Raw genomic sequence first — 25,950 nt, forward strand, 5'->3', positions numbered from 1 at the left:
TTGTTTTCTGTGATCGGGGTAGCGTCAAAAAATAATCATCACTGTAACTTATGGATTTCGTAGGGATTTATTTGAAACGGGTCATGGTAACGTGAAACGGAAGTTAAAAAAGTGAGTGAGGGGGTGTGGAAACGTTTGGAAGTAGCTATAATGCGCCCCGCCTCCATGTAGCAATCGAGGCGCGGAAGATCGTCATCTCCGGTGAGGTGGCTGGACTTCAAATCCAGTTGGGGCCGCCAGCGGTCCCGGGCAGGTTCGACTCCTGTGATCTTCCGCCAAAATGCTTATATCATCCCAGCCATTTGCCCTATCCTCTCACCATATATATGCTTTTATAATTCTCGCCCAAAATCTCTAATTCCATTTATTTTTATCGAGAATCTCATATGAGTACAGCCCTTACGATAATGGCTATTGCAGCTACAGTAATTAGTCCATTATTAGCCATTCAGACACAGAAATTTATAGAAAGATATTACCAAAAAAAATCATTGAAAATTGATATATTCAAACAGCTTATGGCTACCAGATCTCAGAATGCAAGGTTGTCCAGTGAGCATGTTCGTGCATTAAATATGATTGACTTAGCATTTTATGGAAAAATAAAAAGAGGAAAGGCCAAGAGAAGCGCCTCTGAGAGCAATGTCTTATCCTCATGGAAGCTTTATTTTGCACATTTGAATACATCTTATCCAGATAATGATAATACATTAGGTGCCATATGGAACCAAACAAGCAACAATCTTTTTCTGGACTTGCTTTCAGAGATAGCAAAAGATATTGGCTATGATTTTGAGCGAGTTCAATTACAAACAGCTATATACTCACCTGTGGCCCACGGGGCAATAGAAAACGATCAATTAAAAATTAGACAGGGGGTTAGCTGCAATATTCTCAGGAGAAAATGCTTTAAAAATGGAAATTATAAATATTCCCGGAAGGCAGGAGCATTAATCCACTCACCTCTTCTCTTCAGGCTCAGTATCCAACCTCACCAACGCCTTTCGTCCCAGGGTTTTGAGCCAATTCCCTAAACTCATTCCTTCAGACTTTACGCCGGCCTACGAACTACACACAGCTAAAAACAACGTTGCGGCCTTTCATTTGCAGTTGTTCGGTTTTACCGAACAACTGCAATAACCACCATCTTCAATACGTAAAAAAGCCGCCGATAGGTTAATCAGCGGCTTTTACATTACTGCATTACATTAGAAATTATATTTCACGCCGAGCATACCGCGGGTATCGCTGTATCCTTTATCGCCGACCTGTTGGGCCACGTTGCTCCATACGTTGAGACGCGGAGTGATTTGACCCTCAACGCCGACTTTCAGCTCGCCGATGTTTTTGGTGCCGCGCATATCGTTGCTCACATCGTCCATTTTCACGCTGGTTGTCTGCGTATTGTGGATCCAGTTGGCTTCAACAAACGGCTGGAACTCGCGAGATTTACCGTCGTCGATGGCATTGTGACCGTTGATAAAGGCTTTTACCCCCAGACGGGTCATCAGGTTGCCATCGGTGTTGTCCCTCACGCGGGTACCGTTCGCTTCGCGGTGGCTGTCGGCCTGCACATCCATCCACACCACCTGCGCTTTCGGTTGCAGCCAGTAGCTATTGCGCTCGTTTTCACCCAGTTTGAAGTTGTAACCGGCTTCAACAGAAGCGGTTATCCCGCTGGATTTGTATTTCTCTGTCGCCTGTTCCTGGCCCATCACTTTGTTATCAAACCAGTTGTACAGCGCCCAGGTATCCACGTAGGTACCGGTCTTGTCGGCGTCATTGGCATACCATGTGCCGTACAGTCCCACGCTGTAACCGGTAACCTGACCACGTGAATGGTAGCCGGTCAGGCTGGACTGCGTGCGGTTCTGGCTATTGGCATAACCTGCCATCGCGCCAAGATGCCAGCGGTCGAGACCGTCGCTACTCCACTGCGCCAGATCGCCGCCTAACTGCAAGACATAGCTGTTGCTTTGGGTTTTCAACTGTCCGCTACCGTCTTTGAAGCGGGTATGCGCTCCAACGTTACGCATCCACAGGCTGGTGACTTTTTTCTCGCCCGTCAGCATGTCGATGTACTGCGTTTCACCCAGACGGTCGTGCAGTCGGGTCATAAACAGCGTGTTAGCGGCGTAGTTGTTCGCCAGATAACTGCCTGCTTCCGGGCGGTACTGCTGCTCAGTGACAGGAGGCGCAACAGGTTCTTCCGGCTCAGGGATAATCGGGTCTACAGGATCGACGGGGTCTGGATCTACTGGACCTGGGTCAATAGGGTCAACCGGATCCGGGTCAACGGGGTCGGGGTCGATGGGATCAACCGGGTCCGGCTCTTCCGGATCAGGCGGAGCCGGAATAAAGCTGGTCAGATACCAGTTGCTGCCCTTCTGCACAACGTTATAGTCGTACGCTCCGGCAACAATACGGCCCGCTTTCTCAAAAGTACCGTCAGAATTACCGGCCACTTCGATGATCTCAATGCCTTCAACGGTCTGCGCCCCGGTTCCGCCAATATTGTTCACCGCTACAAACGCGTTACCCGCGGTGTCGCCGAGCACTTTCAGCTTGTCGGTTTCGGAGGTATCGTCATTCAGGACGGTATTGAAAACCAGTTTGCCGCCGTTTCCGGTAAAATCTTCATTGATGGTAAGCGTCTGCCACGGTTCACCGTCAGCATGCCCAAAGTTCACCACTGACCCGCCGTTCAGCGTCAGGTCGGTGAGCGTTGAGCTGTTGGTCATATTCCAGGTCGCGTCGCTCATTTGCAGCGAGATAACGCCCGTCCCGGCAGTGGCGCTGGTGATGTATGACGCCCCGCTCCACAACGAGTTCTCGGTCATGTTGAGCTTAATGGTACTGTTTTGCTGCGGCAGGCTGCTGGTTGCAGCAGTCGCGCCGGCGGCGTGAAGATCGCCATCGATAAGAAAGCGCCCGCCAGCGGAGCCGTCTACGGTGCCGCCCGTTTCGGTGCTGATCGCATAGCTTTCATTGCTGTGATTGCCCGCCATGGTAATGGCGGCACCGCCTGCCAGGTTTATCGCCCCGCGTGAAGTCGCATACAGGCCGCGTGGCGCTTTACTGTATGACGCCGCTTTCGCCGAACTGTTGACGTTGATTGTTGCATTTTCGCCGAGATTTACGGTCGCGTTGGTGGAGTAGACCGCATGTGCGCTAACGCCATTGACCGTAATCGTCGCGTTGTTGCCCAGTTCTGTTTTGGAAGACGAGGCGGCATAAATCCCCGTGGAAGAGGCACCCGATGTCTCAATAGTGGCGTCATTGCCAAGCAGGATCGAGGAACCGCTCTGCCCGGTGCGAAGACCTTCTGAACTGTCACCTGTCGTCACAATGTGTGCCCGGTCGCCAACGACAATCGTATTTTTGGCCTGCGTGGCGTCTTTCATTGCGTTTGCAGTGATGCCACGTCCCTGGGTACCGGTGGTCTGAATATACAGATCGTCGCCGACATAAATGCTGGCCGATCCTTTCCAACCCTGGCTATAGGAGTTGTAACCGGCGTTAATACCGTCACCATCCTGACCGTCCACATAAATGCTGGTGCGGTCGCCTGTAATGATAAAGACTGGGTTATCAGGCGTATTGGCCCCATGCGTGCGGATACCGTCAACATCTTTACCATTATTGGCGGCATTCTTCGACTGTGTGCGAATCGTCAGGTCGTCGCCGAAAATAACGCCCGGGCTACCCGTGGTACTATTCTGAATAACGGTAACAGAGTGCTCAAAAGCTTCAGCACCGGGTCCATTAATCGTTAATCCATTGCCATAAACGGGAATAGTACCCGCACTCCATTGATAAACATAATTCGGCATGGCGCTGGTTTTAGCGAAATTGGCATTTGCCTGCGCAGGTATTATTGCCTGCAACTCTGGGGGCAAACTACTAACCAGTCCGCTGGAAGGAAGACTATCAACGTCAACCCATGCCGCATGGCTTGAAAATACCATAGAGGTTAATGCGGCTGAAACCGCTATGGCAATACGAGAGTAAGATTTGGGATTTGGCATATTAGCCTCCTGCTATCAGGCGTAGAGCGTCCACCACATCGCAAGGATGTGAAAATAATAGAAATCAGAAATGCGTTATAAAATATTCGACAATATTTGATGAATGCTATGGCCTAACTTATCTTCAAGCCTGAGCTTGTAGACATATATTTTCTTAATATCGATATTATCTATTTTGGTAATTTGCTGAATGCTTTTTCCTGACACAAAGCGCTTCAGTAATATCATTTCTGTGTAATTGAGAGAGCGTCCGCGTTTACTGTTAGCGAGGTGGCCGGTAAATAATCGGCGAATTTTCTGACGCTGAACCTCATCATCATCATCGGAATATATAATCCCTTGAATTTTATTGCTTTTTGACAACCAGTAGTTGGCTAACGGCGCCAGGTTCCTGTCTGCTATCAACACAATATGCATACCGCTATAGGCCAGGCGGTCTACCCATTGCGGGTCGGCGAACAGGCGCAGATTCGGGAAAGAAAAGTCCACAAAAATAAACCCGCGCGACAAATGGTTTTGATTATTAAGCAGAAGTTTTTCAATAATTCCTTTTTGCAGAAAGCCATTTCCCTCTGGCCAGATCGCAAAAGCGGCACGGTGACAGTAGCTGGCGCGAACCGCAGTATCCGGAAATAATTGACAGGATAATTCACAGCTTATGCAACGAACACTCTGTGACGGTGATCTCTTCATCAAAAATGACTCCTGTTATTTTTCCATAAATATTTCATTGGTAAATAAATGTGTCAATCCGACACGTTTGACATTCCTTGTCAGTTAATAACAGTGGTGCTAATAAAATGTAATAAACTCCTGATGTGCTATTATGTATGGGCTGTGATTAATACGATTGCGCTAAGCTTTTTTGTGCCTTACCTCAGAATTACAGCCTGGGCATTAGGAATTTTATGCATAAATTAAGATTCCAGGATAAAACAGTAAAAAAGCACTATTTGCTAAAAAACAACCGATGTAAACGATACTCATTAATTACACAATACTGATAACTCAATCACCCTTGAAGTGCTGTGGATAAATATAATGATAATTCAGATAAAACTGTAATGAATTCTCATTATTTAACATTAGTTAATTCTCACCTAAGAACCGAAAAGCATAAGTCATTGTATTTAAAGAGTTTTAATTCCTTAAGTAAAATTCTTATCTTCGATCACGTACAAAGAGTGAGGCATATTTTCGATTTGGATGTAAAATTTAAGGGAGATGTTGGCACACGCGGTGATACGTTGTGGTTACTGAGGGTTGGCAATTGTACCTTATCAATCAGTTGGTCGAATTTAATCCTGATAGCAAAAGTCTGGTCAATCGTCAGACCGGGCGGGCAATACAACTACAACTCCCAGCCTCACTTTGTTTTCTCTATTTAATTACTCACGCAAGTGACATTGTTTCGCAGAGCACGTTGATGAAAGTAGGTTGGGGCGAGAGAAATAATGTGACCACCACCAACACATTTTACCAGGCTATTCTGACGCTACGTAATGCGCTGGCGGATGTGGGGCTACCACGAGATACGGTGAAAACTATTTCCCGGCGCGGGCTCAGATTAAATGAAAATACGCAGGTAGAGGCAATAACGCATCCTGAGAGTGACGTTTACCAGCCGCCGGTTATAGAGGATTACGCGCCCCCAAAGATAATTCCTCCCGCGCCTCAACAAACGACGCGGGTACCCTGGTGGGACATTATTTTTAGCGCTGGCATCGTTATTGCCACCCTGCTTATCTGGCTGGTGTGGTATCAAACACGTCCTGTTATGCCGTTTAGTAAATTCGTGTCGGTTTCTATGCAGGTCCCCTCACGACAAAACTGTAAAATCTTTTACTCACCGAATGAGCACGATCAGGAGAATTATTTCAATCTGATGCAGTTGCATCCCTATCTCTGTGAAAACAACAAGCATGTGTTCCTTTCCGGCTACCGAAAAGCGGAGAGGATTGTGGCATTTGTCTGTGATAAAGATGCGCGGGTAGATGCTCACGCGTTTTGTACCACCCATTATTACTGGATGCGCGGGCAATGAAAAAAACACGCCACCTTATTTTGCTGGTGATCGGCCTGGCGACATTACTCGGCTCTGGTGGATGGCTATGGCATTCACGCTATGTCGAAAAACCGCTAAATTGCGTTGGAAATGTTGAATGGAATATTGGCAGCAACCGCTTTGCCGGTACGATTTCATTCCGAATGTACAAAGATGCAGGGCTATCGACCATTACCGGAAAACTGTACGGACGTAATACCTCAGACATTAGCAGGAACATCTATTTCAACTATACCAGGCAGCACGAAGCCCGAGTGCTACAGGCGATGCAGGTGGTCAAAACCTTTGCTGATAGCGCCGATGAAGCTGATATTAACAACACATTACCCGGATTTTATCGCCAAAGCGGACGAACCCTAAGCCTGGTCATGGAGGAGTATAAGGGCGCATGGATTTTTGCCAGCTCCAATGTACCCTCGCTGTACTGCCGCAAAAGGTGACGTCATATCCGGATACAAAAAGCGCGCCTCCCCAATGGAATTCATATTTTCCATCATCGACTTACGCGACATGGGTCACTGAATCCACTAATAACCCATTGCTATTCTTCATCCCGAATCAGGAAACATCCTGAATACCACGATATCCATTGCGTAATAATTAAGCGAAATGGGCGTTTTATTTTGCCCAGAAGACTTCAACCTACAGATGGATATTTGGAGAAGACGTGGGCAGGGGCGTTTATCTCTCTCGCGAGCAATGTCTGAGCGTTCAGGCGTTATCGCATTTCAGGAAACGGTGTGTTTCCGGTGTATTTTTTGGCGTACATATGAGGGATACGTAATGTTTACTTTTAAAAAGTGCCTGATTGCACTTTCTATAAATTTGGCCGTTGTTTCATCAGGTTTTGCCTGTACGACCCTGCTGGTCGGTAACGAAGCATCAGCGGACGGCTCTATGCTGGTAGCCCGTAGCGCAGACAGCGATGCCCTAAAAGCGCAACATTTTGTCATTCATCCGGCAAAACAGAATCAGACCGGGGTATACAGTACCAAAGCACATAACGGTGCGAATGACTTTACCTGGCCGCTCCCCAAAAACTCTCTGCGTTATACCACCGTTCCAAACTGGAAAACTCAACTGCACGGCGCGACCGGATTTAACGAGCTGGGCGTTGGCGTGAGCGGCACAGAATCTATTTTTGCCTCACCAAAAGCGCTGGCCGCCGACCCGTACGTTGAGGATAAAGGGATCACCGAAGACGATATTCCGGATATTCTGCTGTCGCAGAGTAAAAATGCGCGTGAAGCCGTGGCGCTGCTGGGCCATATCGTTGAGACCGTCGGCGCAGGTGAAGGCTTTGGCGTTGCCGTCGTCGACGATAACGAGATCTGGTACCTGGAAACCGGCAGCGGCCATCAGTGGATGGCGCAGCGTCTGCCAAATAACCAGTATTTTGCCACCGGTAATCAGGGCCGCTTACAGGATTACGATCCGAAAAACCCGGACATGATGGCGTCAAAAAACCTGATTCAATTTGCGACTGAAAAAGGTCTGTACGAACCAACAAAAGATGGCAAATTCAACTTCTCCAAAGCCTATACCCGTGATGATGAGCGCGATCGCACGTATAACGATCCTCGTGTATGGACCATCCAGAAAGAGTTCAATCCTTCCGTAAACCAGGATATGGCCAAAGGGCGTGAATTCCCGGTCTTCATGACGCCAGAGAAGAAAATGACGCTGGACGATGTGAAGGCCGTACTGCGTAATCATTACGAAGGCACCAGCCATGACCCCTACACCAACGGTCTGAACGGCAAAGAACCATGGCGTCCGGTCAGCGTCTTCCGCACCTATGAAGCGCACGTTATGCAGGTCCGTCCGTGGTTGCCAAAAGAGATTGGTGAAACGACCTACATTGGTCTGGGCATGGCTGACCTCACCGCTTTTGTTCCGTACTACAGCGGCCTGAAAGCGTATCCGGCAAACTACACGATGGGTAGCGACAAAGCGGACGATCAATCCATTTACTGGAAATACCGCAAGCTACAGACGTTGACGATGACTGATTATCCGAAGCTCGCGCCAATCGTCAAAAAAGCCTACAAAGCGTGGGAAGACAAAGTGGCGAAGGAGCAAAAAGAGGTCGAAGCAGAGTACCTGAAGATGGCCAAAACTGATAAACCAGCCGCCGATAAGATGCTGAATGACTTCAACCTGCGCATCATGGCCGACGCCGAGAAGCTGACGGAAGACCTCACTAATCAGTTGTTTACCATCCGCACGAAAGACATTCAGTCTGATATTTTCTTTGCAAACGCGGCGAAAAAAGACTGAGTAACAACGCGATAATATTCTGGCGCAAGAGCATATTAGCTTTGCGCCAGCATTTCACACCGCGCCTTCACCGCGTCGTGCAGCAGACGGACCGCCGTCGAAAGCTGCTTCCGATGCGGGCAAATCATATTCAGCGGGACTTTCTCCCCCTGATAATCCGGCATCAGCAGTTGTAATCGACCGTCACGCACATCCTCGCTGACATCCAGCCACGACTTGTACGCCACGCCTTCTCCGGCAATTGCCAGCCGTCGAATAACTTCCGCATCGTCGCTCATAATGGTGCCGTTAACCTGTACACTGCTGACCTCGCCGTTACGCGTAAACGTCCAGCGATCGTGCAGGCGGCCGCGTAATACGAAGGTCATGGCGTTGAGCTGAGTTAAATCGTCCGGGGTTTGCGGCGCGCCGTTTTGCTTAACCCATTGCGGTGATGCCACCAGCACGCGTCGATTACCCGGTGCAACGGGCAGTGCAATGTAAGACGCGTCTTCAATGTTGCCATAGCGAAACGCAACATCGACGGGATCTTTAAAGACATCCGTCACCTGGTCAGAGAAAAAAATCCGCAGGCGCAGCGCGGGATAGCGGCGTCGAAACGACTGAAAGACGGGCAGCAGCAGGTTACGACCGAGATCGGAAGGCACGGCGATTTGCAGCGTGCCTGACACTTCATCTTCCGGGGTCTGAATTTTTTGCAGCCCGGCATGCATCACATCCAGCATCTGGCGAGCATAGGGCAGCCAGACTTCGCCCTCCGGCGTCAGGCGCAGGCTGCGCGTGGAGCGGGCGAACAAGCGGATAGCCAACGTAGACTCCAGGCGCTTGATAGCAGAACTGACCTGGGCAGGCTGAACCCCGACTTCACGCGCGGCATCGCTAAAACTATTCAGCGCCGCGGCGCGGACAAACAACGTGAGATCTTCAAGCCGGAACATTTTCACTCCCCGAGTATAAGTCCTGTCGCCGTACGGCTATTTTTCCCGTTCTGCTACCGGTTTACCATCACATTATTCAAAAGATATACCCTAAATAATTCGAGTTGCATGAAGGCGGCAAGGGAGTGAATCTCCAGGAGCATAGCAAACTATGTGACTGGAGTGAGCGAGCGCAGCCAACGCACATGCAGCTTGAAGTATGACGGGTATAAAAGATTCCTGTGACCGGAGAGACCATGAAAGCCATCGCTATTACCCGCGCCGCGACCGACGGCAATAACATTGAATTTTTACAAGAGATTGATCTGCCCATGCCAGTCGCCACCGGGCACGATCTGCTGGTTGAAGTGAAAGCCATTTCCGTCAACCCCGTTGATACCAAGGTCCGCGAAGGTTTTAACGCTGATGTGCCGCGCGTGCTGGGGTGGGACGCTGTTGGCGTGGTGAAGTCCGTGGGTGAAGCGGTCACTCTGTTCGCACCTGGCGATGAAGTCTGGTACGCCGGTGCGCTGGGTCGCGCTGGCAGTAATAGTGAATTTCAGTTGGTTGATGAACGTATTACCGCGCTGAAGCCGCAATCACTGGATAATGCTTCTGCGGCGGCGCTGCCGCTAACCGCCATCACCGCATGGGAAATGCTGTTTGACCGTCTGGGTATTGCGGAAAACGACAATGAAAATGATGTGTTATTGATTGTTGGCGCGGCTGGCGGCGTCGGTTCTATCCTGACGCAACTGGCCAGTAAGTTGACCAAAATGACCGTCATCGGTACGGCATCACGTCCACAGAGTCAAAAATGGGTACGTGAAGCGGGCGCTCATCATGTAATTGACCACAGCAAACCGCTGACGGAAGAGCTGACACGGATAGGTATTAAAGAGGTGACGCACGTTGCCAGCCTGAACAATACCGAGCAGCACTATTCGCAAATTATTGCCGCCCTGGCGCCGCAGGGCAAACTGGCGCTGATTGACGATCCGCAATCCCTCGATGCGCGTCCGCTGAAGGCCAAAAGCATTTCGCTGCACTGGGAGTTTATGTTCACCCGTTCAATGTTTACCACCCATGACATCATTGCGCAGCATCAGCTATTGACCCGCGTGGCACGGTTGATCGACGACAATATCCTCCGCACTACGCTGGGCGAGCATTTTGGCGCGATCACCGCAGCGAATCTGCAAAAAGCCCACACGCAAATTGAAACCGGTCGCTCGGTCGGCAAGATTGTGCTGGAGGGGTTTTAATATGTCTGATTCAGAAGTAATTTCAATTATTGCGGTACTGAAAGCCAGACCGGGGAAAATCGACGCACTGAAACAGGCGCTGCAGACCCTGCTGCTGCCCACGCGCCGGGAGCCAGGCAATATTGAATATGCCCTGTTCCAGCTACGCGACACGCCGGATGTGTTCTACGTACGCGAATCCTGGCGCGGTCAGGCCGGTCTGGACGAACATATCGCTTTGCCGCATTTCCAGACGTTCATTCTGCAAATGAACGATCTGCTCTCCGAACCACTACGGCTGGATTATCTGACGCCGATTGCACCTTGATATTATCGCCAGCCCCCTGCCTAGTGGGGGGCGTTGTCAGCCATGCCTCCCTCGCTTCGCTATCTCTGCTATGATGCCTGCACACAAATAAAACAAAACAACATGCCGAGGAAAAGATGAGTTCCACCAGAAGAGGGATGATGAATGTCCTGATTGCCGCCGTATTATGGGGAAGTTCAGGCGTTTGCGCGCAGTACATCATGGAGCAAAGTCAGATGTCGTCGCAGTTTCTGACCATGACGCGCCTGATATTCGCCGGGCTCATTCTGCTGATGCTCTCTTTCGTTCACGGCGACAAAGTGTTCTCCATAATTAAAAACCGCAAAGATGCTATCAGCCTGCTGATTTTCTCCGTAGTCGGGGCGCTTACCGTCCAGCTAACTTTTCTGCTGACCATCGAAAAATCCAACGCCGCCACCGCGACGGTGCTGCAATTTTTGTCACCGACCATTATCGTGGCGTGGTTCTCCGTGGTGCGCAAAGCGCGACCGGGGATTTTAGTGCTGACCGCGATCTTCACCTCGCTTATCGGCACCTTCTTACTGGTCACCCACGGTAACCCGACGTCGCTATCAATCTCACCTGCCGCGCTGTTCTGGGGAATTGCCTCGGCGTTTGCCGCCGCGTTTTATACTACCTACCCTTCAACGCTCATCGCGCGCTACGGCACGCTGCCGGTCGTCGGCTGGAGTATGTTGATCGGCGGGATGATCCTGCTGCCGTTTTATGCCGGGCAAGGCACTAATTTCGTGGTGAATGGCAGTTTGATTCTGGCGTTTTTCTATTTGGTGGTTATCGGCACATCGCTCACGTTTAGCCTGTACCTGAAAGGCGCGCAGATGATTGGCGGACCGAAAGCGAGCATTTTAAGCTGCGCTGAACCGTTGAGCAGCGCGTTGCTGTCCCTGCTGCTGTTAGGCATTACCTTTACCCTGCCAGACTGGCTGGGCACGCTTTTGATCCTCTCTTCGGTAATACTTATCTCAATGGACTCACGTCGCCGCGCCAGAGCGGTTTAACCTCAACCAGCGCGGCAACGGGTCATGATTACCAGCCCGGAACCGCGCCGCCGTTAAAGATAGTTTCTGCCGCCTTCGCCACTTCCGGTGACTGATAAGATTGCAGGAATTCTTTTACATTCTCGGCATCTTTATTGTCTTCCCGCGCCACCAGAATGTTCACGTACGGTGAGTTTTTATCTTCAATAAATACGCTGTCATGTACCGGGGAAAGCCCGGTTTGCTGGATGTAGGTGGTACTGATAATCGCCACATCCACTTTTTGATCGTCCAGCACGCGCGGTAACTGTGCGCCCTCCAGTTCCATAATATTCAGATGCCGCGGATTATCAGTAATATCCAGCGCCGTTGGCAGCAGGCCAGTATCCGCTTTCAGAGTGATTAACTTCTCTTTTTGCAGCAGCAACAGCGCCCGCCCAAGGTTGGTTGGGTCGTTAGGTATCGCAATCGTCGCACCGTCTTTTAGCTCAGCAACGCTTTTGATTTTCTTCGAATATCCAGCCATCGGGAACACAAAGGTATTACCCACCGCGACCAGCTTATAGCCGTGCGCTTTATTATCTTGTTCAAGGAACGGACGATGCTGGAAGACGTTAGCATCCAGCTCACCATGGTTAGTGGCATCGTTGGGCAGCAGAGAGCCGCTAAACCCCACCAGCTCCACCTCCAGGCCATATTTTTCTTTAGCGACTTTCTTCGCGACTTCCGCCACGTCCTGTTCTGCGCCGTTAATCACGCCCACTTTGATATGCTTTGCATCATTGCTCTGCTGATCGCATCCTGCCAGCAATAATCCCGCCAGTAATACCACCGCCCCGGCCCCGAAATAAGGTATCTTCAGTTTCACATTTTATCCTTTTGCAATAACCGCCTGATGAGTAATGAAATGACTATAGCGGGAAGGCCGCTGCGGTTTAAAAAACGAAAAAGCATCAGCAAGAAGAAAAAAGCATAAAGCAGACATATGGACAAAAATGCCCGGTAGCGCTTACGCTGACCGGGCTGGTGACATGAGGTTATCTGTAGGCCGGATAAGCGAAGTGCCATCCGGCGATAACAACATCACACCATCTCTTTCACTATCTCCATCAACCTGACGACGTCTGCAGGCCGGGTATTGCCAGTCTGTGGATCGATAATCGAGCTGTAAACATGCGGCATGACGCGCGGTACTCCCGCTTCCAGGCAGGATTGCAGGATAACGCCGAAGTTTTCGAGATCGATCCCGCCGGTCGGTTCAATCAGCGTCATGCCGTTTCGTGCTGCAGTCGTCGCCAGTGCGTACAGCTCAGACAGCGACCGCTCACCGCCCATCGGGAAGAATTTCGCCGCGTGAGCGCCGGAATCGAGCATCATACGTACCGCCGCATCGCAGGAAACGCGGGCTGGCGTTCCCTGGCTGCTGCTGACGCCGGTCGAGATCAACACTTCCCCCGGTGTGCCTGTGGGACTGACTAACGCGTTGATATGGGTTTGTTCACCGCCCGTGGCCGCCAGCGCCCCTGCCGCAAACCCACAACCGGTGAAGGTCTGGTTGACGTGTGCCGGATGGACCCGTGAGGCAATCATCGCCGCTTTGTAATACTGCGCCGGATCGCCCGCGCCCAACCCCACGGAAATTGATGGCACATCGGTCATCCAACGTTTTACTTCTTTGATCCCTTCTTCAACCGAGGAAAACTGCGCCGAAAGAATACCGATCACCGCGTGGCCTTCGGCAGCTTCATAGATTTCCCGGGCATTAGCGATATCCTTCGCCAGTACGTTAATGGCCACTTTATTCCGATAAAAATTAATCTGCTGCATGGTCTGCAATCTCCTTTAATCGCGCCACGATCAGCGCCATTTCCCCTTCTGCGACCGTACGCGGGTCAAGACTAAAAACGCCTTGATGAAGGTTGTAACGACGAGCGTAAATCGCGATTTCACCCCCGCGAAGTTGCGCTTCTACGGCGTAAGCATCCATTCCCAGCACCTGCGCATTCACCCGAATACGTACCCGCCAGATGGCGCGTCCGGCCTCATCCTGCTCGATATCCGCATCCAGTCCGCGAATCGCTGAAATCGCCTGCGCCACGGGGCGGAGCTCTTCAGCGGTGACCACGATTTGTTCCTGATGGTAGTTTTCTAGGGCATACACCAGCCCAACCATATTCTCTTTGCCGATTTTCATCGCCCGGGCAATCCCGTGGTGCTGCGCTTTACACGCGGCAATCCACTGTTTCTTCCCTGTGATAAATCCGGAGGTCGGCGCGTTAAAAGCTTTTGCCCCGCTGTAGACCACCATATCTGCCCCGCTCGCCACCCAGGCGTGTAAATCCTCCTCGGCGGCGGCATCGACAATTAGCGGCAGGTTGTGAACCTGCGCGACCTGCACAAAATCCGCAATGCTCAACATGCCTTTCTGCACACAGTGGTGCGATTTCACGTACAGCAGCGCGGCGGTGTTGTCGGTAATCGCGCTCTCCAGTTGCCAGTGGGCCGCCAGATTACTCGAGCCAACCTCCACCACCCGCCCGCCGCCCAGGCGGATGGCGCTGGTGATGGGCGCACCATAGTCAACGTTATGTCCGCGCAGCATAACCACTTCATTAGCCATACCTGCACTGTCCGGCATCAGCGTGACTCTTGCCTGGTCACCGCGGGTAATGGCGGCAGCAACAGCGATGGCAATACCCGCCGACGCACAGGAGGTGACATAGCTGTCTTCAGCGCCGGTGTAGCGGGAAACCAGTTCTCCGGTTCTGTCCACCAGCCGATCGATTTCAACAAAAGCCGAAGCTGCCCGCGCGGTGGCCTGCATCACTTCCGGGGCTACGCTGGAAACGCCCAAAATCGTCATTTTGCCGCAGGCGTTAATGACCTGTTTTAGCCCCAACTGTTGATAGATATTTTGCGTCATGGCTTATAGCACTCCCAGCAGCGAACAGACCACGCTGAGCGCGACAATCGACAGCAAAATCGTGGTATACCGCGGCCCTTTCTTCACCAGGTAGAAGTAAATGGCGAACACCGCCGCCAGCGGTAACAGACCGGGGGCAATAGAGTCGAGGATTTGCTGAACCACCACTTCAGAACCTTTCAGGGCACTGAGTTTTAACGGCGTGGTGATCTTGACGTAGCTAGCAGAAAGCGCCCCCATCATGATCAAGCCCAGCACGTTCGCGCCGTAGATAAGCTCCTTTATTCGCCCTCCCTGCAGCAGGCCAATTATCGAGTCACGCCCCAGCGTATAGCCTTTGTGAACCATGCCATAGCTGATTGCCAGCGTAATAGCAGGATAGAGAATTAACGGCACAATTCCGCCCATTGCGCTGCCATTGGCGGCGAACGGGATGAATATAGCAATTAACAGCGGCATCACGGCGGCCCAGATGATGGAGTCCCCCATCCCGGCCAGCGGTCCCATCAGTCCGGTTTTAATCCCGGTGATGGAGGCATCGCTGATCGGCTCGCCGCGGGTTTTCTGTTCCTCCATCGCTATGGAGATCCCCTGAATCACCGCCCCGAACGTCTGCTCCGAGTTGAAGAAGTTCAAATGGCGTTTCAGCGCTTCAACCTGCTCCTCTTTTTGCGGGTAGAGTTTTTTGATGATCGGCGTCATTGAGGCGCAGAAAATCAGGCTCTGCAATCGCTCATAGGAGCTGGAAACTTCCGCACCCAGCCAGTAGATAAACCAGGCTTTGGTGATGTCTGCTTTAGTCAGCGTGCCGCTTTCGCGCGCGCGCTCCACCAGTTCATGCTGCATTACGTCGCTGCTCATCATGCTGCTCCTTCATTTTTCGCCAGACCTTTAATCAGGAAGGCCACGCAGGTGCCAAAGATTGCCATCGCCATGATGTCCACCTTCAGGTACAGCACCGCAAAGAATCCGCCGATAAACCACGGCAGCAGACTCTTTTTACCGATCACCATAATGGTGATGGCGAAGCCCAGCGCCGGCAGAATGCCGCCCATAATTTCAAAGGAGTGGGTGAGCCAGTGAGGCATCAGCTTCAGGAAGCTTTCCACCACGTCCTGACCAAAATAGTTAGCGGCGAAAACCACCGGGAAACGCAGCACCAGCCCGAGTAACGCCGGGTAGAGGAACGCACAGCGCATAATGCCCGCCATATTTGCCGTTTCCGCATGCTTGTCGGCCATATGCACCCACGCCGCGTTTAACGTGCGGCGCAGCTGGTCGAGAAACACGCCGATGACGCCAAACGGGATCGCCAGTGCGATAGCCAGGTTCGGGTCCATTCCGGCCTTCACGGCGATAGGAATTGAAATACAGGCAGCCAGCGCCGGATCCGACGGGACGTTGCCGCCCGGCGTGGAGGTCACGCCGAGATAAACCAGCTGCATACCTGCGCCGATGATCATCGCCGTTTCCATGTTGCCTAACAGCAGGCCAACGAATACGGCAATCACGACGGGTTGTAGCAGCATGGCTGAGAAGGTGTAGCCAAGGCGTAATCGGGCAAACCAGTAATACAACCCCATCAGGCTTGCAAAGACTAAAGTATCCATAATTAAGTACCCTGTTATCAAAGAATTAGAATTTTTTCAGGATATCGTCCAGCGACTGAGGCTTATCTTCCGGGATAGTCTGGAAGAACACCTGAATCCCACGATTTTTCAGGTCGCTCAGAATGCCGACGTCTTTTTCATCCAGCGTAATGTTCTGGAATACCGCTTTGCGGTTTGGCCCACCGCCCAGTCCACCGACCTGAATGGTAGTGACGTCAAATCCCAACTGGACCGCTTCCTGAACCGCCGCCAGAGAAGGGAACAGCACCAGCACTTTGCCGTCACCAAGCTGGTTTTCTTTCCAGGCTGCCGCAAAACTTTGGTTACTGAAACAATCCACTTTGATGTTCGGCGGCGCGGCCATCAGGTAGATATTTTTCATAAACGGATCGGCATCCAGCTCATCGCTGACCACCGCAATCCGGTTTGCCTGAGATTGCCCAACCCATTTGGTCACCACTTGTCCATGAATCAGACGGCTATCGATACGACATAAAACGATGTTTGCCATGATGTTTATTCCTTATTGTGATTGTTGTAATTGACGTACGTGGGCAACAACGTCCAGGCAGCTGCTACGCCCGGCCTCGACCAGATCGGCCACGCAGGTGGTCAGTTGGCCATGCTCGCGTTTGTCGAGCGCCTCCAGTAACAACGAGGCGTTGAGCCCAGAAATCACTGCCACCGGGTAATCGGCGCTCAGCCGTGCCGCCACGTTAGAGGTGGTTCCGCCAATAAAATCGGTCAGGATCAGTGAGCCTTCCGGCATAGCTTTCACTACGGCTTCGACGCGCTGATAAAATTCGCCGAGCGTATCAACGGGCATCAGCGCAATTTCCGTCACGCCTTTGATTTCGCCCATCACCATGCGCAGGCTGTTGCAAAGCTGTTGCCCCCAGCCGCCATGGGTCAGCAGCAGGATCTGGGGCAAGGATTCAGTGGTAGTCAAAATGGCCTCCTGGCTCGATTACATAGACATAGGTAAACAGAGCAAAGGCTGTGCCAGAATTTGTGTCACGCGGGGGAGCTATGGATGCCGACGGGGCGCAAAGCCCCGCAAGTCTTGGGATTAGCTATACAGCAGTTCGTAGATATAAAAATATTCCGCGTCCGATAAGCGAATGGCATAGGCCTCTTCGATCGGCAGGAAAGCAGATTTAATGACACTAAACGCGCGAACATCCAGATCCGGCTTGTTCTCCAGCGCCATCTGTAACGGTTTGCGGTTAATCACGATACGCTCGACCATACAGCAGCAGTGGATCAGGAAGCGCAGTGTCACCTGACGGCTCGGTTTGAGCGAAAGCGTGGTGGTCAGATGATTCAGCACGCCTTCCATCTCTTTCAGAATACGCTGCGGGTTGAGCACCGAAATATGGTTAATGATGCTCTCCATGGTCAACGCGCTGATAAAGCGCATCGCGCTGCGCTCCATCTCCAGACGGCGTTCGCTGCTGGAGAGATCGGGCGTCAGCAGGCTGAGCACCAGTTCAGGGCCTTGCTCAGAGAACAGCTCCTCGAGCGAGATAAACGGAATATCCGGCAGTCCCGGCTGGAAAGTACCCACGATTCCCGCCAGACGTTCACTGGCGTTAATCGCCTGCTGAACGCGCTCCAGGCTGCGAACTTCGTTGTAATCGAGGATCACCATCCGCGTATCCTGCGACATCAGCTCGCCGAAGCTCTCTTCCAGCACCTTTTTGATTTTTTCTGCTGTTCCCATCCCGGTAATGCACGAGATAACCAGCACTTTACCGCTGTTTTCCTGCTGCGGCGTACAGAGCTGACAGGGAATATTTTTGCTCTGCATCAACGCCGCCAACTGCGGCAAGTCGCTGGTTTCGTAGCTTAAATCCAGCCCAATCTCCAGCAGGCTGGTGAGCGTAATATTGGGCATCAGCAGAACATCTATCTGGAATAATTTGCTGATCGTACTGCCAAAATGGACCAGCGAGCCAATATCCACCATCAGGATTAATCGGCGATATTGCCGGGTCTGGATCATCTGCGTCAGGGCTTCCAGCGTGTCATGCACCGACTGCTCGAAAGGCATATCGATAGCGCTGAACACCTCGCGCTCCAGTACGCGATTCACGTACTGCGCCTGACTTGTGGCGGTCGTCGCACCGTGAGCAATCAAAATCACCCCGCAGTCCGGACTGGCGTCAATCCGTTGGCGGTAATGGCGACACTCTTTGAGGAACAGGCACAGCCAGACTACCTCCGTCGCCGGACACTGAATATGCAGCAGTTCATTGATTTTTCGGCATAACAACGTAGCGTTTTCGTATTCATCTTTGCAGCGATCGAGGATCAGGCTGGAAGAATAAAGTTGCGGAATAAGGCCACGCTGCACATAGCCAATCAGCGCCAGGAAGTGTTTGCGTAACGGATTAACCAGATTTTCCGGCAGCGTGAAGCCAAGCACCTGCTCAACACAGCCGATCAGCAGCGTGACTCGCTCTTCAATCTGATCGCCATAGCGCGGGGGATGCGCCACGCTGTCGCGGCTATAGAGACCATATTCAAAAATCGAGCTGAGTTTGTTTTTGAGGATTGCCAGCGTTTCGGCTGGCGGTACGTTACTGTTACGCAGATTGATATATTCCCGGGTCAGGAAGCTATAAAAGAGATCGCTCTCTTCAATTTCAGCTCCGGTGGCCAGCGAATTTTTCAGTGCCGGCAGCGTGCGGGCATCAATGCTCAGGTGCTCTTTGCCTTCGAACAGCGCCCCAACCAGCAGACGTTGCTCCGGCGTGGCGTTAAAGGGGATCTCGGTCAGACGTTTATCCAGCTGTAGCGTATCGCTGTGCTCCGTCATTCCCGAAGCCCAGGCCTGGGCGCAGAGAAACTGAATATCGCTCTTGAGCTGACCAATATTGCCTTCCAGCGGCTTGTTCAGCAGCCAGAGCAGCAGGGTACGGTCGATGCTTATCGTACGCTCGATTTTGCGGCTCTCACGCTGTAAGAAGCCAACGATCAGTTCAACCTGCTCTTCCACCGAACGCTGGCGTATGCCAGGGAGATCGATACATACCTGAATACGTCGCTGGAAAGTGCGCAGCAATGCCGAACTTACCGGTTCGGTGGTCGCACATATCAGGCGAACCGAGATTGAACGCGCCACGGCGCTTGAACCCAGCGGCCGGTATTCGCCTTTGTCGAGAATAGAGAACAGCTTTTCCTGGCCTTCATACGGCAGACGATGCACTTCATCGAGCAGGAGATAGCCGCCATCAGCCTGTTCGACCAGACCGGGTTTATTCTCGTTTGCGCCGGTAAACGCCCCCTGTCGATGACCAAACAGGTGTGAAGAGAGCAGCTCCGGGTTATGCGCGTATTCCGCGCAGTTGAAATAGACCAGCGGGGGAGGCGTTCCCGCTGCACGTTCGCAGGCGAAACGGTGCATCAGTTCGGCAAAAAAGGTTTTACCTACGCCGGAGGGACCGGTTAGCAGAACATGCAGCCCGTGGGGATACAGCACCGCCGCGCGGCCTTTTTCCACCGCATCGCGCAGGCTGCGATCGTAACCAATCAGGCCGGAAAAGGGATCGTCTGTCGCCTGGTTTTCCTGAACAGGCAACAGGTCGGCAACGGTTTGCACTTCACGCTCGGACTCATCCAGTTTGCGCCCCAGTAGCGTTTCAATCGCCTGACGATGCAGAAAGAATACCGGGCGACCGCGGCTTTTAATCGCCAGGCCGTCGTTCCAGAGCTGATTGAGATCTTTACTGACCGAGTTGCGCGCCAGCCCGAGGTTGAAGCCGATAGCCTCCGCCGTGAACGCCCTTTCCTGCGCCAGATGGGCAAGATTCAGTCCTCGCGTCAGCCGTTCCAGCTCTCCCAGTATTATCTCAATCCGTCTCATCTCTTTACCGCTTAAGAAATAAATGATTGTTCAGAACATACACTATTCTGCTGCGCAAGAAAGTGAGGCGGCGTCCAGACCTTCCGGTCATCAAAACGTTTTTGACAAATAATGGCGCGCGGAACCGGTTTCCGGGAAGTTATCGAGGGTCATTTGCAGCTGATAGCCGTTTTTCTGATAAAACGGCAGCGCCTGGAAACTCATGGTATCCACCAGCGCATGCAGGCATCCTCTCTCACGCGCCGTCTGTTCTGCGGCCTGCATCAATTTTGTGCCGTAACCGCCTTTACGCAGTGAATCATGCATCCACAGAAAATCAATGCACAGCCATTCGCCTTTGATTTTGCCGATCAACCCGCCCAGAATTTCATTGCGCTCATCGCGCCAGTACACCGCCAGGTCGCCAAAATTGGTGGTTTTCAGAAACTGGCGGTTGTAAGCGCGCAACCCGGCAAGCAGGGCATTTTGATCGTCTTCGGTAATCGTATCCGTAATCTGTATTTGCATCCTATCCTCCTAAAATAACTACAACTTCTGGCTGATTTATTTTTGACATTAACACAGGGTGATGAGTGAGTCGTATGCCGTCTACACTTACTCTTGAGATGATGCGCATAGACAACAAGGATTATTATCATGAAACGAGTCATTTTTCCGATTATTGCCGTCCTTTTCATGCTACCCGTTCTGGCGCAAGCCGACTCGGCATATGGCAGTCTGCAGGCTGTACACGAAAAGAATACCGTTTTGAAGGATTTACGTAAGATTTGCACCCCGCAAGGCTCGCCATCTGATGAGGTATGGGAAAAAACGATTATGGCTGATACGCGTAACCAACAGCACATCCGCGAAGCCATTCTGGCAATTCAAAGAAACAATCAGAACAACTACTGGGAAGCGCTTGGCAAAGTTGAATGCCCGGATTTATAGGCGTGAAGCGAAATAGCCCCACGCCAGAGGGACAGCGTTAACGCTGAGGAATAATTAAGTCGCCACGCAGCACGTACGAACCCAGCACGCTTTGGGTTTTCTCATTGAGCCAACTGACGATCCGCGCCGCCATGGCATCCATAGAATATTCAATCGCCGGGATAGTTGGGATACCCGGCAGATGCAGCGCTCCGGCCAGACTAAAGACCATAATGTCTTGCGGAACGGATTTATTAAACGCCTGCAACTGCGGGATAACCCGCTGTGCCTGCTGCTCATCCGCCACCAGCAGCGCGTTGAAATTTAGCGTCGACGCGTTGTTAAGCAGCTCCTGCAAGGCCACTGACGATGACGTGGCGGCCATAAACACCAGGTTACGGTTAAACGGCAGGAAGTTTTTTTCCAGCGCGTGTTTATAGCCCAACAGCACCTGATCGGAGAAGCCCATTCCGTCCGGATGAATTAAAGCAATCTGGCGTCGATTCTGACTTATCAAATAGTTACAGGCAGTTTCGGTGGCAAATTCATGATCGAACTGAATGCTGTTGACGTCATCGCCGGAATCCAGACAATCCACCAGAATGACATTCTCCTGATTGATATTGAGCGGGAAACGCGCGCCGATAATCAGGACGTCGTCGCACAAACCGCAGCTTAATTCATCAAGAGCGCTCATGACTTCCGCTTTGGTATTGGCAAAACGCAGCAGCAGGTGCTTTTGATGCTGGCTTAGATGCTTTTCCAGCGCGTAGAGATAACCCGTGGTCTGATTGATGTTGTCCTGCGCGCATATCACGCCAATACAGCCGGTAGACTGGCTGAGTAGCGACTGCGCAATCACGTTCGGACGATAATTGAGTTCATCCACCGCTTTCAGCACAGCGATGCGGCTGGCCTCTTTTACGCCACGCGAACCGCTCAACACGCGTGACACAGTGGCTTTTGACACGCCAGCCAAACGCGATACATCGTTGATAGTAGACATCATTCTCCCCTGACAGGACCCGCCAGGCCCTTTCCATCCTGAATTTAACATTGGCTCAAATAATCGCCATCCGCAGTATAGCTGTTTCCGTTTTTCATGGAAACCGATTTTCCATTTGGACTCAAAAAGAGATTTCCACAGCCAATTTCGTGAGCTAAATCCAAATAATTAGCCTCATAAGAATAAGATCTTGATGGCTGTCACAATTCCGGTTTCCATGAATGGAAACCGGTTTCCGTATGATATCAAATCAGACTCGCAATAAGTTTTTACATTTAAAGGATGGTTCACCATGTTCAGGATTATGTTGTGTTGTTCGGCAGGGATGTCCACCAGCTTGCTGGTTCGTAAAATGATTGAGGAGGCAGAGTCTCGCGGATTGCCCGTGAAGATTGAGGCCTACGGCGTTTCCGAATTTGACATTCAGTTTCCAAATTACCAGGTGGTACTGCTCGGCCCCCAGGTAAAGTACATGCTTAATACGCTCTCCGAAAAGGCTGCCACCCAAGGTATACCCGTAAAAGCCATAGATATGATGGATTACGGTATGCAACGCGGTGACAAAGTGCTGGATTATGCTCTGTCGCTGATTGAAGCGACACACTAAAAGGGTGTCACTATGAGTTCGTTATATCAGTCAATGGTTGCCGTCATTGAACAATCCATCACCCCGCTCGCCGGCAAGTTAGGGCAGCAGAAGTATGTGATTGCAATTCGTGACGGTTTTACGGCGGCGCTGCCGTTTATGATCATCGGCTCCTTCATGCTGGTGTTTATTTTTCCGCCGTTCTCTGCCGATACCACCAACAGCTTTGCCCGGGGCTGGCTCGATTTCTCGGCAACGTATCGTGAACAGCTGATGCTGCCGTTTAACCTCAGCATGGGTGTTATGACGTTCTTTATCTCCGTGGGCATTGGCGCCAGTCTGGGCCGTCAGTTTAACCTCGATCCGGTGATGTCTGGCCTGCTGGCCTTTATGGCGTTTTTACTGGTTGCTGCGCCGTATGCCGAAGGTAAAATCTCGACGCAGTATCTTTCCGGTCAGGGGATCTTTACCGCGCTCATCACCGCCATATACTCCACCCGCATGTATGCATGGCTGAAGCAGAATAACGTGACAATCCGCCTGCCGAAGGAAGTACCGACCGGCGTCGCGCGTTCTTTCGAGATCCTCATTCCAGTACTGGTGGTGATTGCGACCCTGCATCCGTTGAACCTGTTTATCGAAGCACAAACCGGGATGATCATCCCGCAGGCGATTATGCACCTGCTGGAGCCGCTGGTTTCCGCTTCAGACTCACTGCCCGCTATTCTGCTTTCTGTTCTGCTGTGCCAGATTTTCTGGTTTGCCGGCATCCACGGCTCATTGATCGTAACCGGCATAATGAACCCGTTCTGGATGGCGAATCTGTCCGCTAACCAGGCCGCTCTGGCGGCGGGCGCGGCGCTGCCTCACGTCTATCTGCAAGGTTTCTGGGATCACTACCTGCTGATTGGCGGCGTTGGTTCGACTTTACCGCTGGCATTCCTGCTTCTGCGCAGTCGCGTCGCCCATCTGCGTACTATCGGCAAAATGGGAATTGTGCCTAGTTTCTTTAATATCAATGAGCCTATTCTGTTTGGTGCGCCAATCATCATGAACCCGATGTTGTTCATCCCGTTTGTCTGCGTCCCACTGGTCAACGCCGTGTTGGCCTATAGCGCCACCAAACTCGGCTGGCTGGCACAAGTGGTTTCGCTGACACCGTGGACCACGCCTGCGCCGATCGGTGCTTCCTGGGCCGCGAACTGGACATTAAGCCCGGTGGTGATGTGCTTTATCTGTATGGCGATGTCAGCGCTGATGTACCTGCCATTCCTGCGTGCTTACGAACGTTCTTTGCTGAAAACCGAAGAGCAAAAAGCCCAGGATGCAGTCTCCGTGGTGAACGCTGCCCGTAGCAACTCATAATGAATCAAGGAGTCAGAACAATGAGATACCGTTTTCCTGAAAACTTCTGGTGGGGCAGTGCCTGCTCAGCGCTGCAAACCGAAGGGGATAGCCTGAACGGCGGCAAAAGCCAGACCACGTGGGACGTGTGGTTCGATCGTCAGCCAGGTCGTTTCCATCAGGGGGTTGGCCCGGCAACTACCTCGACCTTTTATCAGCACTGGAAACAAGACATCGCATTGCTCAAACAGCTGAAACACAACAGCTTCCGTACGTCTCTGAGCTGGTCGCGACTGATCCCGGACGGTACCGGCGAGGTTAATCCTGAAGCTGTCGATTTCTATAACAACATCATCGACGAGCTGCTGGCACAAGGTATTACGCCATTTATCACCCTGTTCCACTTCGATATGCCGATGGTGATGCAGGAGAAAGGCGGCTGGGAAAACCGTGAAGTGGTCGAGGCGTTTGGCCGCTACGCACAGACCTGTTTTACATTGTTCGGCAACCGGGTTAAGCACTGGTTTACCTTTAACGAGCCAATTGTCCCGGTAGAAGGCGGCTATCTGTATGACTTCCATTACCCTAACGTAGTGGATTTCAAACGTGCAGCCACCGTGGCGTATCACACCGTACTGGCGCATTCCACGGCGGTTCGGGCGTATCGTGGCGCAAACCATGACGGTGAAATCGGCGTGGTGCTGAATTTAACGCCTTCCTATCCACGCTCACAAAATCCGGCGGATGTGAAAGCCGCACACTATGCGGATCTGCTGTTTAACCGCAGCTTCCTCGATCCGGTGCTGAAGGGTGAATATCCGGCAGATTTGGTCGAACTGCTGAAAGAGTACGATCAATTACCGGCATGCCAGCCGGGCGACCGCCAGTTAATCGCCGAGGGCAAAATCGATCTGCTCGGCATCAACTACTATCAGCCGCGTCGAGTCAAATGCCGTGATAGCGCCGTCAACCCGGATGCACCGTTTATGCCGGAGTGGCTGTTTGATTATTACGAAATGCCGGGTCGGAAAATGAATCCTTACCGTGGCTGGGAAATTTATGAGCCGGGTATTTACGATATTATTACTAATCTACGTGATAATTATGGTAACCCGCGCTGTTTTATTTCTGAAAACGGTATGGGAGTCGAGAATGAGCAGCGTTTTATTCAGCAAGAGCAAATCAACGACAGCTACCGTATTGAATTTGTTGCTGAGCATCTCAAATGGCTACATAAAGGAATTAGCGAAGGGTGTAATTGTCTTGGCTACCATATGTGGACCTTTATTGATAACTGGTCATGGCTCAACGGCTATAAAAACCGCTACGGCTTTGTCCAGTTAGATTTAGAAACGCAAAAACGTACGGTGAAAAAGAGCGGCGAATGGTTTGCCCACACCGCCGAAAATAACGGATTCGATTAGGAAGAGAACAACATGATTGCATTAGAAGAAGCAGTAATGGAAATCATCGTCAATGCCGGACAGTCCCGCAGTCTGTGCTTCGAAGCGCTGCACGCCGCGCGTGCCGGGAACTTTGACGAAGCGAAAAGCCTGCTTCGTGAGGCTGACGGCTACGCCCGTCAGGCTCATCACATGCAAACCAAATTGATTGAACAGGACGCCGGGGAAGCCCGGCAACCAATGACATTGATTATGGTGCATGCGCAGGACCACTTAATGACGTCGTTATTAGCCCGCGAACTGTCAGAAGAAATTATTCATCTGTATCAGCGTTAATCGTTAATTAAACATTCAACAACGGAGAAAGCATTACGGTTAAATAAAACAGTCCTGTACCCGTTATTAAAACAGAAAAATCAACTTGTTTTGGTGATAGCAAAT

25 protein-coding genes and 1 tRNA gene are annotated in these 25,950 nt (G+C 51.6%); 13 read left to right on the forward strand and 13 right to left on the reverse strand.

Translation table 11 applies throughout. The features are described from left to right. Positions 1 to 183: 183 nt before the first annotated feature. Positions 184 to 278, forward strand: a tRNA-Sec gene (locus OGV94_RS23000). 108 nt (positions 279 to 386) lie between these two features. Then, on the forward strand, positions 387 to 1,034 hold the full coding sequence (locus tag OGV94_RS23005; protein ID WP_226792335.1) for a DUF6680 family protein: 648 nt from the start codon (positions 387 to 389) through the stop codon (positions 1,032 to 1,034). A 174-nt stretch (positions 1,035 to 1,208) separates the two neighbouring features. On the opposite strand, the gene misL is transcribed toward OGV94_RS23005, so the two are convergent. Together misL and OGV94_RS23015 are read right to left on the reverse strand one after the other, a co-directional pair. Continuing rightward, positions 1,209 to 4,028 (reverse strand): intestinal colonization autotransporter adhesin MisL, encoded by a 2,820-nt coding sequence (gene misL / locus OGV94_RS23010; RefSeq protein WP_286524493.1) that lies wholly within the window; start codon positions 4,026 to 4,028, stop codon positions 1,209 to 1,211. Positions 4,029 to 4,103: 75 nt separating this feature from the next. Next, complete coding sequence (locus OGV94_RS23015; protein ID WP_043018761.1) at positions 4,104 to 4,721, reverse strand: helix-turn-helix transcriptional regulator; 618 nt, start codon at positions 4,719 to 4,721, stop codon at positions 4,104 to 4,106. A 577-nt stretch (positions 4,722 to 5,298) separates the two neighbouring features. On the opposite strand from OGV94_RS23015, the gene OGV94_RS23020 reads away from it, so the two are divergent. The 3 genes from OGV94_RS23020 (at position 5,299) to OGV94_RS23030 (ending at position 8,373) form a co-directional block, all read left to right on the forward strand. Further along, complete coding sequence (locus tag OGV94_RS23020; RefSeq protein WP_043018846.1) at positions 5,299 to 6,072, forward strand: winged helix-turn-helix domain-containing protein; 774 nt, start codon at positions 5,299 to 5,301, stop codon at positions 6,070 to 6,072. Further along, positions 6,069 to 6,533, forward strand: coding sequence for a hypothetical protein (locus OGV94_RS23025; RefSeq protein WP_199995061.1), 465 nt, complete (start codon positions 6,069 to 6,071; stop codon positions 6,531 to 6,533). Before OGV94_RS23020 ends, OGV94_RS23025 begins: the two co-directional genes overlap by 4 nt. Positions 6,534 to 6,876: 343 nt before the next feature. Next, positions 6,877 to 8,373 carry a C69 family dipeptidase gene (locus tag OGV94_RS23030; protein ID WP_043018763.1) on the forward strand — a complete coding sequence of 499 codons (1,497 nt, stop codon included), beginning with the start codon at positions 6,877 to 6,879 and terminating at the stop codon, positions 8,371 to 8,373. A 35-nt stretch (positions 8,374 to 8,408) separates the two neighbouring features. Here the strand turns inward: OGV94_RS23030 and OGV94_RS23035 are convergent, their stop codons facing one another. Further along, the gene (locus tag OGV94_RS23035) at positions 8,409 to 9,311 is read right to left on the reverse strand and encodes a LysR family transcriptional regulator (protein WP_043018764.1); all 903 of its coding nucleotides are present in this window, start codon (positions 9,309 to 9,311) and stop codon (positions 8,409 to 8,411) included. A gap of 236 nt (positions 9,312 to 9,547) precedes the next feature. Between OGV94_RS23035 and OGV94_RS23040 the strand changes: the two genes are divergently transcribed. The 3 genes from OGV94_RS23040 to OGV94_RS23050 all read left to right on the forward strand — a co-directional run bounded on the left by OGV94_RS23040 (position 9,548) and on the right by OGV94_RS23050 (position 11,881). After that, positions 9,548 to 10,555 (forward strand): zinc-binding alcohol dehydrogenase family protein, encoded by a 1,008-nt coding sequence (locus OGV94_RS23040; protein WP_075145462.1) that lies wholly within the window; start codon positions 9,548 to 9,550, stop codon positions 10,553 to 10,555. 1 nt (position 10,556) lies between these two features. Beyond that, on the forward strand, positions 10,557 to 10,862 hold the full coding sequence (locus OGV94_RS23045; RefSeq protein ID WP_213733415.1) for a putative quinol monooxygenase: 306 nt from the start codon (positions 10,557 to 10,559) through the stop codon (positions 10,860 to 10,862). Positions 10,863 to 10,978: 116 nt separating this feature from the next. Further along, positions 10,979 to 11,881: a carboxylate/amino acid/amine transporter gene (locus OGV94_RS23050; protein WP_003827166.1), complete on the forward strand. Its 903-nt coding sequence runs from the start codon at positions 10,979 to 10,981 to the stop codon at positions 11,879 to 11,881. A 28-nt stretch (positions 11,882 to 11,909) separates the two neighbouring features. Here the strand turns inward: OGV94_RS23050 and nlpA are convergent, their stop codons facing one another. From nlpA to OGV94_RS23095, 9 genes are all read right to left on the reverse strand, one after another. Then, complete coding sequence (gene nlpA / locus OGV94_RS23055) at positions 11,910 to 12,728, reverse strand: lipoprotein NlpA (protein WP_043018767.1); 819 nt, start codon at positions 12,726 to 12,728, stop codon at positions 11,910 to 11,912. Between the two features lie 215 nt (positions 12,729 to 12,943). Then, positions 12,944 to 13,687, reverse strand: a complete 744-nt coding sequence (gene dagF, locus OGV94_RS23060) for a 2-dehydro-3-deoxy-phosphogluconate aldolase (RefSeq protein WP_213733414.1) — start codon at positions 13,685 to 13,687, stop codon at positions 12,944 to 12,946. Next, positions 13,674 to 14,783 (reverse strand): D-glucosaminate-6-phosphate ammonia lyase, encoded by a 1,110-nt coding sequence (gene dgaE, locus OGV94_RS23065; protein WP_200008075.1) that lies wholly within the window; start codon positions 14,781 to 14,783, stop codon positions 13,674 to 13,676. The genes dagF and dgaE overlap by 14 nt, the downstream gene beginning before the upstream one ends. Positions 14,784 to 14,786: 3 nt before the next feature. Continuing rightward, positions 14,787 to 15,647 carry a PTS system mannose/fructose/sorbose family transporter subunit IID gene (locus tag OGV94_RS23070; protein ID WP_005121522.1) on the reverse strand — a complete coding sequence of 287 codons (861 nt, stop codon included), beginning with the start codon at positions 15,645 to 15,647 and terminating at the stop codon, positions 14,787 to 14,789. Continuing rightward, positions 15,644 to 16,393, reverse strand: a complete 750-nt coding sequence (locus OGV94_RS23075) for a PTS mannose/fructose/sorbose/N-acetylgalactosamine transporter subunit IIC (RefSeq protein ID WP_003023960.1) — start codon at positions 16,391 to 16,393, stop codon at positions 15,644 to 15,646. The genes OGV94_RS23070 and OGV94_RS23075 overlap by 4 nt, the downstream gene beginning before the upstream one ends. Positions 16,394 to 16,418: 25 nt before the next feature. After that, positions 16,419 to 16,904, reverse strand: a complete 486-nt coding sequence (locus OGV94_RS23080; RefSeq protein ID WP_043018770.1) for a PTS sugar transporter subunit IIB — start codon at positions 16,902 to 16,904, stop codon at positions 16,419 to 16,421. A gap of 12 nt (positions 16,905 to 16,916) precedes the next feature. Then, a complete protein-coding gene (locus tag OGV94_RS23085; RefSeq protein ID WP_043018771.1) occupies positions 16,917 to 17,342 on the reverse strand; it encodes a PTS sugar transporter subunit IIA in 426 nt (141 codons plus the stop codon). 120 nt (positions 17,343 to 17,462) lie between these two features. Next, complete coding sequence (dagR, locus tag OGV94_RS23090; RefSeq protein ID WP_043018772.1) at positions 17,463 to 20,261, reverse strand: transcriptional regulator DagR; 2,799 nt, start codon at positions 20,259 to 20,261, stop codon at positions 17,463 to 17,465. A 90-nt stretch (positions 20,262 to 20,351) separates the two neighbouring features. Then, positions 20,352 to 20,768: a GNAT family N-acetyltransferase gene (locus OGV94_RS23095; protein ID WP_043018773.1), complete on the reverse strand. Its 417-nt coding sequence runs from the start codon at positions 20,766 to 20,768 to the stop codon at positions 20,352 to 20,354. A gap of 129 nt (positions 20,769 to 20,897) precedes the next feature. Between OGV94_RS23095 and OGV94_RS23100 the strand changes: the two genes are divergently transcribed. Continuing rightward, positions 20,898 to 21,191 (forward strand): YicS family protein, encoded by a 294-nt coding sequence (locus OGV94_RS23100; RefSeq protein WP_043018774.1) that lies wholly within the window; start codon positions 20,898 to 20,900, stop codon positions 21,189 to 21,191. Positions 21,192 to 21,228: 37 nt separating this feature from the next. Here OGV94_RS23100 and OGV94_RS23105 read toward each other — a convergent pair whose 3' ends face one another. Beyond that, positions 21,229 to 22,176: a LacI family DNA-binding transcriptional regulator gene (locus OGV94_RS23105; RefSeq protein WP_043018775.1), complete on the reverse strand. Its 948-nt coding sequence runs from the start codon at positions 22,174 to 22,176 to the stop codon at positions 21,229 to 21,231. Positions 22,177 to 22,468: 292 nt separating this feature from the next. Between OGV94_RS23105 and OGV94_RS23110 the strand changes: the two genes are divergently transcribed. Genes OGV94_RS23110 through OGV94_RS23125 form a run of 4 tightly spaced genes read left to right on the forward strand, consistent with a single transcriptional unit; the run spans position 22,469 to position 25,845 of the window. Beyond that, entirely contained in the window at positions 22,469 to 22,783 is a 315-nt protein-coding gene (locus OGV94_RS23110; protein ID WP_043018776.1) for a PTS sugar transporter subunit IIB, read from the forward strand. Between the two features lie 12 nt (positions 22,784 to 22,795). Then, positions 22,796 to 24,127 carry a PTS sugar transporter subunit IIC gene (locus OGV94_RS23115; RefSeq protein ID WP_286524498.1) on the forward strand — a complete coding sequence of 444 codons (1,332 nt, stop codon included), beginning with the start codon at positions 22,796 to 22,798 and terminating at the stop codon, positions 24,125 to 24,127. Positions 24,128 to 24,147: 20 nt separating this feature from the next. Further along, positions 24,148 to 25,530 carry a 6-phospho-beta-glucosidase GmuD gene (gmuD, locus tag OGV94_RS23120; protein WP_043018778.1) on the forward strand — a complete coding sequence of 461 codons (1,383 nt, stop codon included), beginning with the start codon at positions 24,148 to 24,150 and terminating at the stop codon, positions 25,528 to 25,530. 12 nt (positions 25,531 to 25,542) lie between these two features. Next, positions 25,543 to 25,845, forward strand: a complete 303-nt coding sequence (locus tag OGV94_RS23125; protein ID WP_012908063.1) for a PTS lactose/cellobiose transporter subunit IIA — start codon at positions 25,543 to 25,545, stop codon at positions 25,843 to 25,845. Positions 25,846 to 25,950: the final 105 nt, after the last annotated feature.

This window comes from Citrobacter sp. Ce006 (assembly GCF_030336535.1).
In the GTDB taxonomy this organism is placed as follows: Bacteria; Pseudomonadota; Gammaproteobacteria; order Enterobacterales; family Enterobacteriaceae; genus Citrobacter; species Citrobacter europaeus.

Bases quoted from the DNA above. Each gene is read 5' to 3' on its own strand.
- OGV94_RS23005 (WP_226792335.1), top strand. From the start codon at position 387: ATGAGTACAGCCCTTACGATAATGGCTATTGCAGCTACAGTAATTAGT.
- misL (WP_286524493.1), bottom strand. From the start codon at position 4,028: ATGCCAAATCCCAAATCTTACTCTCGTATTGCCATAGCGGTTTCAGCC.
- OGV94_RS23015 (WP_043018761.1), bottom strand. From the start codon at position 4,721: ATGAAGAGATCACCGTCACAGAGTGTTCGTTGCATAAGCTGTGAATTA.
- OGV94_RS23025 (WP_199995061.1), top strand. From the start codon at position 6,069: ATGAAAAAAACACGCCACCTTATTTTGCTGGTGATCGGCCTGGCGACA.
- OGV94_RS23030 (WP_043018763.1), top strand. From the start codon at position 6,877: ATGTTTACTTTTAAAAAGTGCCTGATTGCACTTTCTATAAATTTGGCC.
- OGV94_RS23035 (WP_043018764.1), bottom strand. From the start codon at position 9,311: ATGTTCCGGCTTGAAGATCTCACGTTGTTTGTCCGCGCCGCGGCGCTG.
- OGV94_RS23040 (WP_075145462.1), top strand. From the start codon at position 9,548: ATGAAAGCCATCGCTATTACCCGCGCCGCGACCGACGGCAATAACATT.
- OGV94_RS23045 (WP_213733415.1), top strand. From the start codon at position 10,557: ATGTCTGATTCAGAAGTAATTTCAATTATTGCGGTACTGAAAGCCAGA.
- OGV94_RS23050 (WP_003827166.1), top strand. From the start codon at position 10,979: ATGAGTTCCACCAGAAGAGGGATGATGAATGTCCTGATTGCCGCCGTA.
- dagF (WP_213733414.1), bottom strand. From the start codon at position 13,687: ATGCAGCAGATTAATTTTTATCGGAATAAAGTGGCCATTAACGTACTG.
- dgaE (WP_200008075.1), bottom strand. From the start codon at position 14,783: ATGACGCAAAATATCTATCAACAGTTGGGGCTAAAACAGGTCATTAAC.
- OGV94_RS23070 (WP_005121522.1), bottom strand. From the start codon at position 15,647: ATGATGAGCAGCGACGTAATGCAGCATGAACTGGTGGAGCGCGCGCGC.
- OGV94_RS23075 (WP_003023960.1), bottom strand. From the start codon at position 16,393: ATGGATACTTTAGTCTTTGCAAGCCTGATGGGGTTGTATTACTGGTTT.
- OGV94_RS23080 (WP_043018770.1), bottom strand. From the start codon at position 16,904: ATGGCAAACATCGTTTTATGTCGTATCGATAGCCGTCTGATTCATGGA.
- dagR (WP_043018772.1), bottom strand. From the start codon at position 20,261: ATGAGACGGATTGAGATAATACTGGGAGAGCTGGAACGGCTGACGCGA.
- OGV94_RS23095 (WP_043018773.1), bottom strand. From the start codon at position 20,768: ATGCAAATACAGATTACGGATACGATTACCGAAGACGATCAAAATGCC.
- OGV94_RS23100 (WP_043018774.1), top strand. From the start codon at position 20,898: ATGAAACGAGTCATTTTTCCGATTATTGCCGTCCTTTTCATGCTACCC.
- OGV94_RS23105 (WP_043018775.1), bottom strand. From the start codon at position 22,176: ATGTCTACTATCAACGATGTATCGCGTTTGGCTGGCGTGTCAAAAGCC.
- OGV94_RS23110 (WP_043018776.1), top strand. From the start codon at position 22,469: ATGTTCAGGATTATGTTGTGTTGTTCGGCAGGGATGTCCACCAGCTTG.
- OGV94_RS23115 (WP_286524498.1), top strand. From the start codon at position 22,796: ATGAGTTCGTTATATCAGTCAATGGTTGCCGTCATTGAACAATCCATC.
- gmuD (WP_043018778.1), top strand. From the start codon at position 24,148: ATGAGATACCGTTTTCCTGAAAACTTCTGGTGGGGCAGTGCCTGCTCA.
- OGV94_RS23125 (WP_012908063.1), top strand. From the start codon at position 25,543: ATGATTGCATTAGAAGAAGCAGTAATGGAAATCATCGTCAATGCCGGA.